This is a genomic window from Candidatus Brocadiaceae bacterium, from assembly GCA_012728835.1.
Lineage (GTDB): Bacteria > Planctomycetota > Brocadiia > SM23-32 > SM23-32 > JAAYEJ01.
In genome coordinates, this window is the sequence record JAAYEJ010000053.1 from 34956 (window position 1) to 49241 (window position 14286).

The following is a 14286-nucleotide window of genomic DNA, read 5'->3' on the forward strand; positions in this document are numbered from 1 at the left end:
GTGGCATACGTCATACTAATGGGGATGATCTTGCCCGCCTGGTGACAGGTGTAGTGGCAATGGCTGCAGCGGCAGACGGGCCGCTGTGCGTCCGAGGAACGAGCGCAGAGTGCGCCAAGACATGGGGGGACGGCTATCGGGTACCGCGACAACTGAGTAGAACGACCGTCGTGGCCGGCTGTCTGTCTTGACGGTGTGCGCGTGCACACCGGTCCTCGAGTATGCGGCGTCCTTCCCCATCCCGAAGGCGCCAACCAGAGCGGGTGAGAAGACCAACGATGAAGCACACGGACGATTCGACCGGAGAGGATTCCGACGACAGACCTCCATCGGATGCGGGCGGCATAGCCGTCTGCCCCCGACCCACCGTTTCGGACGCCCCGTCTTTTGCGGCATTGATGGAGCGACCGGAGTGGGAAGACTGGCACTGGCAGATGCGCAGGCGCGTCCGGTCGCTCGCGCAACTGCAGCGGCTGTTTCCCGACCTGCCGACCTCCCTGGGGACGGCCGAGGCGATCGGCCGATTTCCCATGGCGATCACGCCGTACTACGCCTCCCTGATCCGTTCGCTGGACCCCGGCGATCCGATCCTGCAGATGTGCGTTCCGCAGGGGCGGGAATGCTGCGACCCGCCGCACCTGTGCAGCGACCCGCTGAAGGAAGACGACGACATGCCGGTGCCCGGGCTGGTGCACCGGTATGAGGACCGGGCACTGCTGCTGGCCACGACGGTGTGCGGCTCCTACTGCCGCCACTGCACGCGCAAGCGCATCGCCGGGCAGCGCGAGACGACCGTCACGGCCGCTCAGCTTCGGGGCATCCGCACGTACCTGGAGGCCCATCCGGAGGTGCGCGACGTGATCGTGTCCGGAGGCGATCCGTTCACGATGGAGACGACAGCCCTGGAGGCCGTCCTGCAGACGGTGCGGGGCGTGCCCTCGGTGGACGTCGTGCGCATCGGCACGCGCTGCCCGGTCGTCATGCCCATGCGGGTGACGGACGATCTGGTGGCCATGCTGCGCCGCTACCATCCGCTCTACGTCAACACCCATTTCAACCATCCGGCCGAGCTGACGCCCCGTTCGATCGAGGCCTGCGAGCGCCTGGCCGACGCCGGCATCCCCATGGGCAACCAGTCGGTGCTGCTGCGAGGCGTCAACGATTCACCGCAGATTCTGGAGGCGCTGTTCCGCGGCCTGCTGCGTATTCGCGTGCGCCCGTACTACCTGTACCAGTGCGATCTGGTGCGCGGGGTCGAGCACTTCCGCACGCCCCTGGCCCGGGGCATCGAGATCATGGAGTACCTCCGCGGGCGCCTCAGCGGCCTGGCGATCCCGAGCTTCATCGTCGATGCGCCGGACGGCGGCGGCAAGATCCCCGTCCTGCCCAACTACGTCGTCTCGGTGAGCCCCACGCATACCGTGCTGAGGAACTACCAGGGGGTGCTGGTCGCCTACCCGGAGCCCTCGGACACCCCTTGGCCGGCCGGTGAGGCGGACGCCTCGACCGCACCGACCGGCGTCTGGCATCTGGCCAGCGGCAACGCCCGCCACGTCGAGCCGGCGGTCCCGCGTCGCCGGCGGCGCAAGCCCGGGCCGGCCCACGGAGACCGGGCGGTGGGGTAGCGCCGGGCCGCGTTCAACAACGGTTCCATTCGAAGCCTTCCCGTGCGCGCGGCCCTCGACGCCGTGCGCACGGGCCCCCAGGCGGTGAGGGTGCACTATGGGTCTGAGTATCGGCCTGGTCTATGACCTCCGGAGCGATTACCTGGCCATGGGCTGGAGCGAGGAGGAGGTCGCCGAGTTCGACTCCGACGAGACGATCGACGCCCTGGCCGACGCGCTGACGGCCCTGGGCCACGACGTGGAGCGGGTAGGGCACGCACGCGCGCTGGTCCGCCGGCTCTGCGACGGCCGCCGGTGGGACCTCGTGTTCAACATCGCCGAGGGCCGGCACGGCCGCTGCCGAGAGGCCGTCGTGCCGGCGCTGCTGGAACTCTACGAGGTGCCCTGCACGTTCTCCGACCCTCTCGTGTGCGCGATGACACTGGACAAGGCGGTCGCCAAGCGCGTCGTCGCCTCGGCCGGGCTGGCCACCCCCCGCTTCCACGTCGTGGCGGGCGAGGACGACCTGCCCGACGTCGATCTGGCCTACCCCCTGTTCGCCAAGCCGTTGGCCGAGGGGACGGGGAAGGGCATCGACGGCTCCTCGCGGATCGAGACGCGGGAGCGTCTCGAGCAGGTCTGCCGGCGGCTGCTGGCGCGCTACCGCCAGCCGGTCATCGTGGAGGAGTACCTGCCCGGGCGGGAGTTCACGACCGGCATCCTGGGCACCGGACGCGACGCGCGCATCCTGGGCACCATGGAGGTGTGCATACGGCCGGACGCCCCGGAGAGCGACTACTCGCGGGAGATGAAGGAGCGCTGCAAGGAGTTCGTGGACTACCGGCCGCTGGAGGCGTCCGCACTGCGCGATGAGCTGGAGGCCCTCGCGCTGGGGGCCTACCGGGTGCTCGAGGTCCGCGACGCCGGCCGCCTGGACTTCCGGCTCGATTCCCGGGGGCGGCCCGCCTTCCTGGAGGCCAATCCGCTGCCCGGCCTGCACCCGACCCATTCGGACCTGCCCATGATCGCCACGCAGGAAGGCATGTCCTTCGTCCGGTTGATCGGGGAGATCGTCGAGAGCGCGACCACGCGGGTCGGCTCCGGCGCGGGAGGTGACCATGCCCGACCGTAGCGAAGGCGTCCTGATCCTGTACAACGTGCCCCTGAACGCCGACGGAGTCGACGACGCCCCGTGCGCGGAGGCCGATGCGGGTGTGCTGGACCAGGTGCGGGCGGTCGGGCACGCGCTGGAGGCCCTGGGCGTCCCGTTCCGAAGCGCCGGCGTGCGCACCCTGGGGGACCTGCCGCGGGAACTGGCGACGGCCCCGGAGGCCGCGGTCTTCAACCTCGTCGAGGCTCTGCGGGGCGATGCGCGCGACTTCACGCTCGTGCCCGCGCTCTGCGCAGCCTTCGGCAAGGCGTGCACGGGCGGCGACACCTTCTGCCTGGTCCACACTTTGGACAAGTGGCAGGCGAAGGCGGCGCTGCGGGCGGCCGGGGTGCCGGTGCCGGACGGCGTGCTGGCCGTGGCGCCCATGGCGGACGCGACCGGCCTGCCCGGGGGGCCGCTCATCGTCAAGCCGTGCCGGGCGGAGGCCAGCGAGGGGATCGACGCGGACTCGGTGTTCGAGGGCCAGGGGGCGGGCCTGGACGCGGCCGTCGAGCGCGTCTGCGCGCAGTTCGGCTGCCCGGCGCTCGTGGAGCGCTTCCTGTCCGGACGCGAGGTCAACGTGTCGGTGCTGCAGCGGGGGGCTTCGACGGAGGTGCTGCCGCTTGCGGAGATCGAGTTCGTGGACTTTCCGCCGGAGGCGCCCCGGATCGTCGGCTATCGGGCCAAGTGGCTTGCGGACTCCGCCGAGTTCCGCAACACGCCCCGGCGCATCCCGGCGGACCTGCCGGAGGCGACCGCCGACGAGGTGCGGCGCCAGGCCCTGCGCGCCTGGGAGGCGCTGGGTTGCCGCGATTTCGCACGCGTGGACTTCCGCCTGGACCGGCAGTTGCGCCCCCACGTGCTGGAGGTGAACGCCAACCCGGACCTCTCGCCGGACGGCGGCTTCGCTGCGGCGTTGGCGGCGGCCTCGATCCCGTTTGAGGAGTTCGTCCGCGTCGTGCTCGAGAACGCCCGCCGTCGCGCGGCCCGCACCGAGGGGCGCGTGCAGGCGGCGCCGGGCGCGCCGGGGGGAGTGCGCATCCGGTGCTCGCGGCCCGACGATCGCGCCGCGATTGCGGCCATCGCGGTCGAGACGCGGGTGTTCCGCCCCGAGGAGGTGGCCGTGGCCTGCGAGGTGCTCGATGACGCCCTCGCCCAGGGTCCCGAGGGGGACTACCGGTCCTTCACCGCGGAGGTGGGCGGCCGGCCCGCCGGCTGGGTCTGCTTCGGGCCCACCCCGTGCACGCAGGCCACGTACGACATCTACTGGATCATGGTCGCCCCATGGGCGCAGGGCACGGGCGCGGGCCGCGCGCTCATCGCGCACGCGGAGGACCTGATTGCACGCAGCGGCGGGCGGCTGGCCGTCGTCGAGGCTTCGGGGGGCCCGCCCGGTGACCGCGCACGCGGCTTCTACGTGCGCGTCGGCTACGAGGAGGCCGGGCGCGTGCCCGACTTCTACGCGCCGGGGGACGACAAGGTGATCTACCTCAAGCGCCTCGGTCCGCCGGCCTCTTCGTGACGCTGTGACCTCCGCAGGCGATTGCCCTTGGGGCCGATTGTGGGGCAGGATGCTATGGCGGAGAGGGGGGGATTCGAACCCCCGGAGGAGCTTTCGCCCCTCAACGATTTAGCAAACCGTCGCTTTCGACCGCTCAGCCACCTCTCCGCGGGGCCGTCGACCATGGGCGCCAGTGTAGTGCATATCCCCGCGACATGCAACGCCCGACGGTCCGTTGCGAGTGCGCCGCGCATGCGCTATAACGGGCACGCCGCATGAGCACCGCACTCCCCGGGGAGCCGGCAATGACGGCAGGGCAGGGCCTGCACTTCGACAGATTCGGCCGCAGCTATCACCTCCGGATCCGCTCCGCTGAGGATCTGGAGCGCGTGCTGTCCCTGGACGATGCGTTCTGGGTGGCCACGAGCGCTCCACTGTCGGGACTCGACTCGACGTCCGAGTTCCTCGCGTTCGTGGATGCGGACTCGAACCGTCGCATCCGGGCCGAGGAGGTTCGCGCCGCGATCCGGTGGCTTTTGGAGCGACTCTCCGACCGCGACCACCTAACGGAGGAGACCGACCGGGTGGCCCTGGCGTGGATCGACGTCGACCGGCCGGAGGGACAGGCGCTGGCGGGCGCGGCGCGCTACATCCTGGCTCGGCTGGGCGAAACGGAGTCGGACGCGATCTGCGTGCAGAACGTGCACGCGTTCGAGCAGGAACTGCACACGCGCCCGATCAACGGAGACGGCGTCATCACGCCCCAGGCCGCCCGGGACGACGCCATGGCCCGTTTCATCTCCGACGCGGCCGAATGCACGGGCGGCACGCGGGACCTGACCGGCCGGGCCGGCATCACCGAGGAGCAGCTCGATGAGTTCCTCGAGCAGGCGCGCGCCTACCTCCGGTGGGTCGCGCAGGCGGACCTGCCGCAAGGCGTCTCGGCCACTCGGGTCATGCCGCTGGGCGAGCGGACGCCGGCGGCCTATGAGGCGTTCCGGGCCGTGGCGCAGAAGGTGGACGGGTTCTTCGCCCGCTGCCGAGTCGTACGGTTCGACCCCTCGGCCGCCCGGCGCATGGGCATCGGCGCAAGCGAGGTGGCCCCGGCGGACCTGAGCAGCCCCTCGGCGATCGACGCCGGCCTGGCCCGTGCGCCGCTGGCGGAGCCGAACGCCGAGGGCCTGCTGGCGCTCGACGACTCGGTCAACCCCATCTACCACGACGCGATCCGCACGTTTGCGCGCACGACCGTCTGGCCCATCCTGCGCGAGGCGGTGCCGGCCCTGACGGAGGACCTGTGGCGCCGGGTGACGGAGGTGCTCTCTCCTTACGCCGAATGGGTGGCTGCGAAGGAGGGCGGGGCGGTCGAACGGCTGGGTCGGCAGCGGCTGGCCGAGTGCCTGAGCGGGCGGTATGCAGCGCGGACCCGCGCCCTGCTGAGGGCCGACCGTGAGGTGGCCGTCCGGCTGGCGGAGGCGCGCGAACTGAAGAGGCTGCTGCTCTACCACAAGCATCTGCTGTCGTTGGCGAACAACTTCGTCAGTTTCCCGGACCTCTACACCCCCGGACGGCGTGCCGCCTTCGAGATGGGCTCGCTGGTCATGGACGGCCGCTGGTTCAACTTCGCCGTCAGGGTCGAAGACGTCCAGGAACACGCGAAGGTTGCACGTTCGGGGGGCATGTACGTGTTCTATGCCGAACTGACCCGAACGGACGTGCCCGAGGATATGATGGTGGTGGCGTTGCCGGCCACCGCGGGCACGCTCGGCAACCTGGGCCCTGGCAAGCGCGGGGTGTTCTACGACCGGCGGGGCCGGCACTACGACGCGCGCATCGTGCACATCATCGACAACCCCATCAGCTTCCACGAAGCGCTGGCATCGCCGTTCGTGCGCCTCGGGCGCTTTGTCAGCGGCAAGATCGAGGCCATCTCGGGTACGGCGGAGAGGGCGCTCGAAAACCGCCTGGACAAGGTCACCGAGAAGGTGCAGGTGGGCGTCGAGCAGGCCGTGGCCAGGCAGGCGCCCGTCGCCGCCGGGGCCGAGGCCGCGCGCACGTCGGCCCGCCGCCGCGACGTCCTGCTGGGCGCCAGCGTCTCGGTGGCCGCCCTGGGCTCCGCGTTCGCCTATGTCAGCTCCAGGCTGGTCGACCTGTTCGGGTTCATGAAGACGAACCCGATCCAGACGACCCTGGCGGTTCTGTCCGTGCCGCTCGTCGTGTTCGTGCCGACGGCGATCGTGGCCGCCATCAAGCTGAGCCGCCGCGACCTGAGCGCCCTGCTCGAAGGCTCCGGGTGGGCCATCAACGCGCGCATGCGCCTGGACCGGCACCAGCGCCTCCAGTTCACGCAACGGCCGCGGTTCCCGAAAGGGGCCACGGGCGGCCCGCGCTCCCGACGGCTGCGATGGGTGCTGATCCTGGTGCTGGCGCTGTCGCTTGCGGCCCTCCTCGTCTGGATGGGGCGCGACGCGGTATAATGGACACTGATCGCCAGTGAACGGAGGTATCGGCCATGTCGGACTGCCTGTTCTGCCGCATCGCGGAAGGGAAGATCCCGGCGGCCGTCCTGGCCGCCGACGAGCACGTGGTCAGCTTCCTGGACATCCGTCCGGTCAACCCCGGCCACGCGCTGGTCGTGCCCAGGCGCCATGCCGACGATCTGATGGGGCTGACGGAGGGCGAGATGCTGGCGGCGATGGCCATGGTGCGGCGGGTGGCGTCCGCCGTGGTGCAGGCGACCGGCAGTGCGGGCTTCCACGTCCTTCAGAACAACGGGGAGGCGGCCGGCCAGGTCGTCCGCCACGCGCATTTCCACGTGATTCCGCGGAGGCCCGGCGACGGCTTTGACCCGGGCTGGCGGCAGATCGAACCGGAGGCCGGGCAACTGGAGGCGCTGCAGGAGGCGATTCGTCGCCTGCTGTGACGCCGCCCGGGGGCCGGATGCAGGCGGCCGGGGGGCAGGGATGAGGATCTCGTTGGCAGCGCTGGTCGTTCTCCTGCTCTGGGGTGCGTGTGCACCTGCTGGGGCAGCGACCAGGCTGACCGAGATCCCGTCCGACGGCGGCGCGACCTACAGACTGGACAACGGGGCGGTGTCGGTGGCGGTCCTGCCGGCCGACGGGGCGGCCGTGGTCCTTCGCGGATCCCCGGCCGGAGGTTCGGGCCACCTGGTGCGCGACGTGTACCTTGGCCGGCCCTGCCGGTACCGTCTGGCCGACCTCGTGCGGTCCGACTCGCTGGCGGTCCTGCGCCTGCACTGGGAGAGCGTGGAGGGCCTCGAGGTCGTTAAGACGATCTCCGTGCTCGACGGCGTCCGGCTGGTGCGCGTGGACTACGAGGTCACGAATGCCTCCGGTTCGGACGCGACCCTCGGCACGGGGTTCCGGTTCGGGGCCACGGCGCCGGACGGGCGGGTTGTCGTGCGCCATGCCGGGGGGCAGATGCGCGGGACGGCGGAAGAACTGCCCGACGCCTCGGGCGCCTCGTTCCGTTCTGTTGCCTGGTTCGCGCTGACCGCCCCCGGCGGCGACGGGCTCGCCGTCGTGGCGCGCGGGGGCGCCCTGAGCCAGCTCGACCTGCAGCGTCCCGGCCCGGACGAGATGGTTGCGAACGGCTGGCTCCGTGCGCTGCCGGAAGGGCGGGTTCTGCGGACCCGCCTGACGCTTGTGCCCGTCGAGCATATGGAGGGGCTGGTCAGTGCGAGCGAGTCGCACCTCTGCGCCGTCGGCATGGAGCACGTGGCGAATGCCTGCCGCATCTCGCTGCAGGTGCTGCCGCTGCTGGAGACCGTCAACGGCCGGGCACGTCTCGAACTGGCCGACCCCACGGGGGCGGTCCTGTCCATCGATGCCGGACGGCTGACACTGGCCGTCGGCCGGCCCACCCCCATGACACTGCACTGGGGCAACCCGAAGCCGGGCGTCTACGACATGCGTCTGCTTCTCCCCGGCCTTCCCGCACCCCTGGTCCTGGGACGATGTCGCATCGCGGCGGACGGGCCGCGCCTGGAGCCGTCCCCCGGCCGGCCGGTGGGGCTGGGCCGCCTGGGGACGGTGCGGCCGCGTGCCGGGCAGGGCGGGGCGGCGGGGCCGGAGAGCCGCGCGGACATGTTCTACGGCGGGCCGTCCGAACGTCTGAGCGTCGTTCGGACGGACCTGGGGGTGGACGAGACGGAGACCCTGGTCGTCGGCGTCTCGCAGGGGTTGACAGGAGGGCCCCTGGAGGCCCGGCTCAGCCGGTTCGTGGCGAGGCAGATGGGCCGCGAGCTGTCCTCGAGCGCCTGGGAGTTCCTGCGGATCGTCGCCGCACGGGCCGCCGACAGCACGCACGTTCCGGGTTCGGTCACGGCGGCGGGAGCGGGGCCGGTGCAGACCGGCTCGCCCGTCGGGCTGAGGCTGCGCAGCCCGAACGTCCATGCGGCGACCTACGCGGGGCATCTGGAGGTTCGGCGCGGGCGCGAGAACGGTTCGCTGCCGATCGAGGCCACCATCTGGCCGGTCCGGCGTCTTCGGCCCGGCGCCGTACGCCTCTACCTGATGGCCCCGCGGGTCGATCCGTTTCAGACGGACTGGCGGGCCGACATCCCGACGGCCGCGCTGAGGCGGGCCGAGGTGGCCAATGTCGCGCTGGACGCCGACTCGGTGGCCCACGGCGACGCGGTCCGTGTTCTGCCGGAGACGGGGCCGGCGGTGCCGGTGCGCCGGTGGATGCGGGACCGGTCTGCCTCCGAGGCGGGGGGCGCACTCCCGGCGCTGGACTTCAGTGCGGCCACCGCCCGGCTCACTCGCCTGCTCGTGGCCGGGCTGCCGGACGTGACCGTGGCAGGGCGCCTGACGCCGGACGGCCTGCTGCCGCCCGAGGCGCCGCCGGGGGAGAGGGGCCGGATGCTGGAGTGGTACTGGGGGGCGTTTGCGGAGCACCTGCGTTCGCTCGGGTTCGACCGGCTCTGCTTCGTGTCGCCCGAGCCGTACGGCGTCGACGATGCCGGGGCCGGGTGGCTCGAGACGGCCCATGCCCTGCGCAGCGCCGGCTGGTCCGTGTGCGGGCCGTTCGAGCCCGGCAGCCTGACGCCGGCCATGGTCGACCGGCTGGCCGACCTGACCGACCTGGTGCTGCTGCGTGCGGATGCGCCCGGCGCCGTCGAGGCGGCCGCTGCCCTGGCCGGTCGCGTCCGGCTGGGTGCATGGGCGCCGGGCCTTCCGGCCGACATCTCCGCGCACGAAGGGCGGCTGCATGCGTATCGGTGGGCGACCGGCGACGCGGACACGATCGTGCTCGACCAGCCGAACCGGCCCGCCCTGCAGTCCACGGACGACCTGCGGGCCCTGGACACCCTGGCATGGGAAGGGTTCCGCGACGGCCTCGACGAGGTCTGCTACGCGGCTCTTCTGGGCGGCCCGCGGACGGCCCGCATGGAGGACGTTCCGGCCAAGCGCGAGGTCCTGGCCCAGATCTCCGCGTCGGCGCCCGAGGGCGGTCTGCGCGAGCCGAACCTGCGCTGGCGCGACCTGACGCTCGTGGAGGCCGGCAAGCCCCGGGCCGCCATCGCGGTGGACTGGGACTCGCCCGTGCAGAACGCGCAGGCCGACCTGCTGAACGCCCTGGTCCGCCGGCGCTGCGGCGGCCGGTTGCCGGTGGTGGGCCTGGGGGAGATCGGGCCGACGCCGGAGGCGCCGGTCGTGCTGCTGTTCGGGGCCCCCGAGACCAACGGGCGGATCGCCGACCTGGCGGCGGATGCCGCACCGCGCCTCAGCGAGCGTCTGCGGAGGGACCGGTATGCCTGCGTCGAGTTCCGTCGTCAGGGGGTACGCTTCGTCGGGCTCCTGAACGCGGCGGACGCGGACCACGGCCTCCCCGTGCTGGCCTTCTGCGCGGGGTTTCGCCAGGAGACGGGAGCAGAGGCCCGGGGCGCATCCCGGCTGCTGCGGGAACCGGGCACCGGAATGACGGAGGGTAGCCGATGGAACTGAAGGAACTGCTGGTCGCCGCCATCGCGAGGGAGGCGGCTGCCCACGACCTGTATGCGGCAGCGGCTGCGGCCGCGCGGGACCCGGGCGTGAAGGCACTGCTGACAGACCTGGCCCACGAGGAGGCGCGGCATCAGGAGATGCTGGAGGCGCTCGACGCGGACCATCTGATCTCGTTCCAGCCGGAGACGCCGCGGGACGCGGGGCTGGCCGACTCCATGGAGTCGAAGCCCTTCTCACCGCAGGCGGGCCTGCAGGCGACGATGGCGCACGCCATGCGCAAGGAGCTGGAAGCCCGCGACTTCTACGCGCAGATGGCCGCGACCGTGGGCGAGCCCTCGGCGGCCGCGCTCTTCCGGAAGCTCGCGGCCATGGAGGCGGGGCACAAGGCCCGCCTGGAAGAGCAGTATGAAGCGACGTTCCTGCGTGAGAACTGACAGAGAGAAGGACTGCCGGCATGGCTGATCAGAGGAGAGACGTGGTCATCATCGGCGCCGGCCCGGCCGGACTGGGCGCCTCGGTCTACACCGGACGCGCTCTGCTGCGGACGGCGATCCTGGAGAGCCGTCTCGTCGGCGGCCAGATCATCGAAGCCTACGACGTCGACAACTACCCCGGATTCCCCGAGGGGATCGCCGGGGCCGAGCTGATCGACCGCATGGTCGCCCAGGCGCAGAAGTTCGACGTCGAGGTCGTCAACTCGGGCGCCGAGGACGTCTCGGTCGAGGACGGCGGCCTGAAGCGCGTGCACGTGAGCGGCGGCGACTACGTGGCGCCCATCGTCATGGTCGCCTCGGGCGCCTACCACCGGCGGCTGGAGGTTCCAGGGGAGAGGAAGCTGTCGGGCCGCGGGGTCAGCTACTGCGCCACGTGCGACGGGCCGTTCTTCCGCGACCGGAAGGTGGTCGTGGTCGGCGGCGGCGACGCGGCCCTGACCGAGGGGGTATTCCTGACGCGGTTCGCCTCGTCGGTCACGCTCATCCATCGCCGGCAGGGGTTCCGAGGGCGTCCCGCCCATCTGGCCGAGGCGCAGGAGAACCAGAAGATGGAGTTCGTCCTCGATACCGTCGTCACGGAGGTGCTGGGAGAGGAACGCGTCGAGGGCGTTCGCGTGCGGAACGTGCGGAGCGACCAGGAGTGGATGCTCGAGTGCGACGGCGTGTTCGTGTTCATCGGCCACGACCCGAACACCGGCTACCTGAAGGGCGTGCTGCCCGAGCAGGCGGGAGGCCTGATCGAGGTCGATGCGAACATGGAGACCGGGATCAGGGGGCTCTACGCCATCGGCGACGTGCGCAGGGGATCCTACCGGCAGGTGGGCACGGCGATCGGGGAGGGCATCACGGCCGCCATGCATGCCGAGCAGCGGATCAAGGACTTCTCCCACTGACGGGCACCGGCCGGGCGGAGCCCGGTCTTGCGTGCGGGACGTGCGACTCTCATGCCTCTGCCGGGGCCTGGGGAGACGGCCCGCGCGCGCCCTCGGCGCGCAGGACGATCTCCCCGCCATCGGCGTCCACGACGACCGTGCCGCCCGCCGGGAAGCGGCCTTCCAGTAGCTTCTCGGCCAGCGGGTTCTCCACCTCGCGCTGGATCACGCGCTTGAGGGGGCGTGCGCCGTAGGTGGGGTCGAACCCGACGGCGGCCAGGAGGTGCCGGGCGGCGGGGGTGAGGTTCAGGGCGAGGTCCTGCGAGGCCAACCGGCGCTCCAGGTAGCCCATCTGGATGCCGACGATCTGCTCGATCATCTCCTGCGAGAGCGGCCCGAAGGTGATGATCTCGTCGATGCGGTTCAGGAACTCGGGACGGAAGTGGTCGCGCAGGGCGCGCAGGACGCGCTCTTGGGTGGCCCGCGGGTCCTGGGAGGCGACCGGATCGGCGAACCACTCGCTGCCGATGTTGGAGGTCATCACGATGATCGTGTTGGTGAAGTCGACGGTGCGGCCCTTGCCGTCGGTCATGCGGCCGTCGTCCAGCACCTGGAGCAGGGCGTTGAAGACCTCGCGGTGGGCCTTCTCGATCTCGTCGAACAGGACGACGCTGTAGGGCCGGCGGCGGACGCTCTCGGTCAGCCGGCCGCCTTCCTCGTAGCCCACGTAGCCGGGCGGGGCGCCGATCAGGCGGGCCACCGAGTGCTGCTCCATGAACTCGCTCATGTCGAAGCGGATCAGGGCGCTCTCGTCGTCGAAGAGGAACTCGGCCAGCGCCTTGCACAGCTCCGTCTTGCCCACGCCCGTCGGGCCGAGGAAGATGAACGAGCCCTGCGGGCGGTTCGGGTCCTGCAGGCCGGCGCGCGCCCGCCGCACGGTACTGGCGACGGCGCGGATGGCCTCGTCCTGACCCACGACGCGCCGGTGCAGTTCGGCCTCCATCTGCAGGAGCCGGTCGCGTTCGGACTCCAGCATCCGCCGCACGGGGATGCCCGTCCAGCCGGAGACGATCTCGGCGATGTCGTCGCTGTCGACTTCCTCCTTCAGCAGCCGGCGCTCCTGCTGGCGTTCGGCCAGGACGGCCTGCTTCTGTTCGAGTTCCTTCCGGAGCTGCGGCAGCGTGCCGTAGCGGATCTCGCTCACGGCCTGGAGGTCGCCGGCCCGCTCGGCGCGCTGCTCCTCCAGGTGGGCCTGTTCGATCCGGGCGTTGGCCTGGCGGATGGAGGCGATGATGTCCTTCTCGTTCTCCCACTGGGTGCGCAGGGCCCGCTCCTGTTCCTCCAGGCTGCGCAGTTGCTCGGTGACCCGCTTGACCTGGTCCATGGCCCCGCCGCGTTCCTTCTTGAGGCCTTCCAGCTCGACCTGCAAGCGGACGATGTTCCGCCGGACCTGGTCCAGTTCCACCGGCACGCTGTCGATCTCCATCCGCAGCCGCGAGGCAGCCTCGTCGACCAGGTCGATCGCCTTGTCCGGCAGGAAGCGGTCGCTGATGTACCGGTTGCTCAGCCGTGCAGCCGCCAGGATGGCGTCGTCCGTGATGCGCACGCCGTGGTGAACCTGGTAGCGCTCCTTGAGGCCGCGCAGGATGGCCACCGTGTCCTCAACGGTCGGCTCCCCGACCATGACGGGCTGGAAGCGACGCTCGAGCGCGGCGTCCGTCTCGATGTGCTTGCGGTACTCGCTCAGGGTCGTGGCGCCCACGCAATGCAGTTCGCCGCGCGCCAGGGCGGGCTTGAGCAGGTTGGAGGCGTCCACGGCGCCCTCGGCCGCACCGGCGCCCACGACGGTGTGGAGTTCGTCGATGAACAGGATGACGTCGCCGGCGTGCTCGATCTCGCGCAGGACGGCCTTGAGGCGGTCTTCAAACTCGCCCCGGTACTTCGCCCCGGCGATCAGCGCCCCCATGTCGAGCGAGAGCACGCGCCGGTCCTTCAGGCTTGTGGGCACGTCGCCGTCCAGGATGCGCTTGGCCAGGCCCTCGACGATGGCCGTCTTGCCCACGCCGGGGTCTCCCACGAGGACGGGGTTGTTCTTCGTGCGCCGGCCGAGCACCTGGATGACCTTTCGGACCTCGCCGTCGCGGCCGATGACGGGGTCCAGCTTGCCCGCGCGGGCCATCTCCACCAGGTCCCGGGCATAGCGTTCGAGCGCCTGGTACTTGTCCTCCGGGTTCTCGTCGGAGACGCGCTGGCCACCGCGGACCTCCCGGAGTGCAGCCAGCAGGGCATCGCGGTTGACGCCGTGCTGCTGGAGGATGCGGCCGCACGGGGAGTCCGGGCGGGCCAGGAACGCCAGCAGCAGGTGCTCGGTGCTGACGTAGTCGTCTTTGAACTGCGTGGCCTGCTTGCGGGCCTCCTCCAGGGCGTCGGCGAGGTCGGGGGCCATGTATATCTGTGCGGCCCCCGAGCCCTGCACGCGCGGGAGGCGGTCCAGCTCACTGTGCACGGCCGTGCGCAGTGCCTCCACGTCGGCCCCGACGCGCTGCAGGATCGGCCGAACGACGCCGTCGGCCTGCTGCAGCAAGGCCAGGAGGACGTGGAGGCCGGTCAGTTGCTGATGGCTCCGGTTGCGCGCCTCGGACTGGGCGGCCTCCAGGGCGTCTCTGGTTCTGACCGTGTGGCGTTCGGGCCGCATT

The 14286-nt window shown here is 71.3% G+C and carries 9 protein-coding genes and 1 tRNA gene; 8 read left to right on the top strand and 2 right to left on the bottom strand.

Features of this window, described 5'->3' with window-relative positions; translation table 11 throughout:
- Positions 1 to 398: 398 nt before the first annotated feature.
- The 3 genes from GXY85_08410 to GXY85_08420 all read left to right on the top strand — a co-directional run bounded on the left by GXY85_08410 (position 399) and on the right by GXY85_08420 (position 4276).
- Complete coding sequence (locus GXY85_08410) at positions 399 to 1625, top strand: KamA family radical SAM protein (protein NLW50845.1); 1227 nt, start codon at positions 399 to 401, stop codon at positions 1623 to 1625.
- 103 nt (positions 1626 to 1728) lie between these two features.
- Positions 1729 to 2736 (top strand): D-alanine--D-alanine ligase, encoded by a 1008-nt coding sequence (locus tag GXY85_08415; protein NLW50846.1) that lies wholly within the window; start codon positions 1729 to 1731, stop codon positions 2734 to 2736.
- On the top strand, positions 2723 to 4276 hold the full coding sequence (locus tag GXY85_08420) for a GNAT family N-acetyltransferase (GenBank protein ID NLW50847.1): 1554 nt from the start codon (positions 2723 to 2725) through the stop codon (positions 4274 to 4276). Before GXY85_08415 ends, GXY85_08420 begins: the two co-directional genes overlap by 14 nt.
- 55 nt (positions 4277 to 4331) lie before the next feature.
- Here the strand turns inward: GXY85_08420 and GXY85_08425 are convergent.
- A tRNA-Ser gene (locus tag GXY85_08425) sits at positions 4332 to 4423 on the bottom strand.
- A gap of 137 nt (positions 4424 to 4560) precedes the next feature.
- Between GXY85_08425 and GXY85_08430 the strand changes: the two genes are divergently transcribed.
- From GXY85_08430 to GXY85_08450, 5 genes are read left to right on the top strand one after another with little or no spacing between them, the layout of a single operon-like run.
- A complete protein-coding gene (locus GXY85_08430; protein NLW50848.1) occupies positions 4561 to 6732 on the top strand; it encodes a hypothetical protein in 2172 nt (723 codons plus the stop codon).
- Between the two features lie 35 nt (positions 6733 to 6767).
- Positions 6768 to 7178: an HIT family protein gene (locus GXY85_08435; GenBank protein NLW50849.1), complete on the top strand. Its 411-nt coding sequence runs from the start codon at positions 6768 to 6770 to the stop codon at positions 7176 to 7178.
- A 40-nt stretch (positions 7179 to 7218) separates the two neighbouring features.
- A complete protein-coding gene (locus GXY85_08440) occupies positions 7219 to 10224 on the top strand; it encodes a YidC/Oxa1 family membrane protein insertase (protein ID NLW50850.1) in 3006 nt (1001 codons plus the stop codon).
- The gene (locus tag GXY85_08445; GenBank protein NLW50851.1) at positions 10215 to 10658 is read left to right on the top strand and encodes a ferritin family protein; all 444 of its coding nucleotides are present in this window, start codon (positions 10215 to 10217) and stop codon (positions 10656 to 10658) included. The genes GXY85_08440 and GXY85_08445 overlap by 10 nt, the downstream gene beginning before the upstream one ends.
- 20 nt (positions 10659 to 10678) lie before the next feature.
- Positions 10679 to 11611: an FAD-dependent oxidoreductase gene (locus GXY85_08450; protein ID NLW50852.1), complete on the top strand. Its 933-nt coding sequence runs from the start codon at positions 10679 to 10681 to the stop codon at positions 11609 to 11611.
- Between the two features lie 49 nt (positions 11612 to 11660).
- Here GXY85_08450 and clpB read toward each other — a convergent pair whose 3' ends face one another.
- Positions 11661 to 14285 (bottom strand): ATP-dependent chaperone ClpB, encoded by a 2625-nt coding sequence (gene clpB, locus GXY85_08455; GenBank protein ID NLW50853.1) that lies wholly within the window; start codon positions 14283 to 14285, stop codon positions 11661 to 11663.
- Between the last annotated feature and the right edge of the window lies 1 nt (position 14286).

Excerpts from the sequence above, each read along its gene's own strand:
- GXY85_08440 (NLW50850.1), top strand. The coding sequence starts at position 7,219 with ATGAGGATCTCGTTGGCAGCGCTGGTCGTTCTCCTGCTCTGGGGTGCG.
- GXY85_08430 (NLW50848.1), top strand. The coding sequence starts at position 4,561 with ATGACGGCAGGGCAGGGCCTGCACTTCGACAGATTCGGCCGCAGCTAT.
- GXY85_08420 (NLW50847.1), top strand. The coding sequence starts at position 2,723 with ATGCCCGACCGTAGCGAAGGCGTCCTGATCCTGTACAACGTGCCCCTG.
- GXY85_08435 (NLW50849.1), top strand. The coding sequence starts at position 6,768 with ATGTCGGACTGCCTGTTCTGCCGCATCGCGGAAGGGAAGATCCCGGCG.
- GXY85_08410 (NLW50845.1), top strand. The coding sequence starts at position 399 with ATGGAGCGACCGGAGTGGGAAGACTGGCACTGGCAGATGCGCAGGCGC.
- GXY85_08445 (NLW50851.1), top strand. The coding sequence starts at position 10,215 with ATGGAACTGAAGGAACTGCTGGTCGCCGCCATCGCGAGGGAGGCGGCT.
- GXY85_08450 (NLW50852.1), top strand. The coding sequence starts at position 10,679 with ATGGCTGATCAGAGGAGAGACGTGGTCATCATCGGCGCCGGCCCGGCC.
- clpB (NLW50853.1), bottom strand. The coding sequence starts at position 14,285 with ATGCGGCCCGAACGCCACACGGTCAGAACCAGAGACGCCCTGGAGGCC.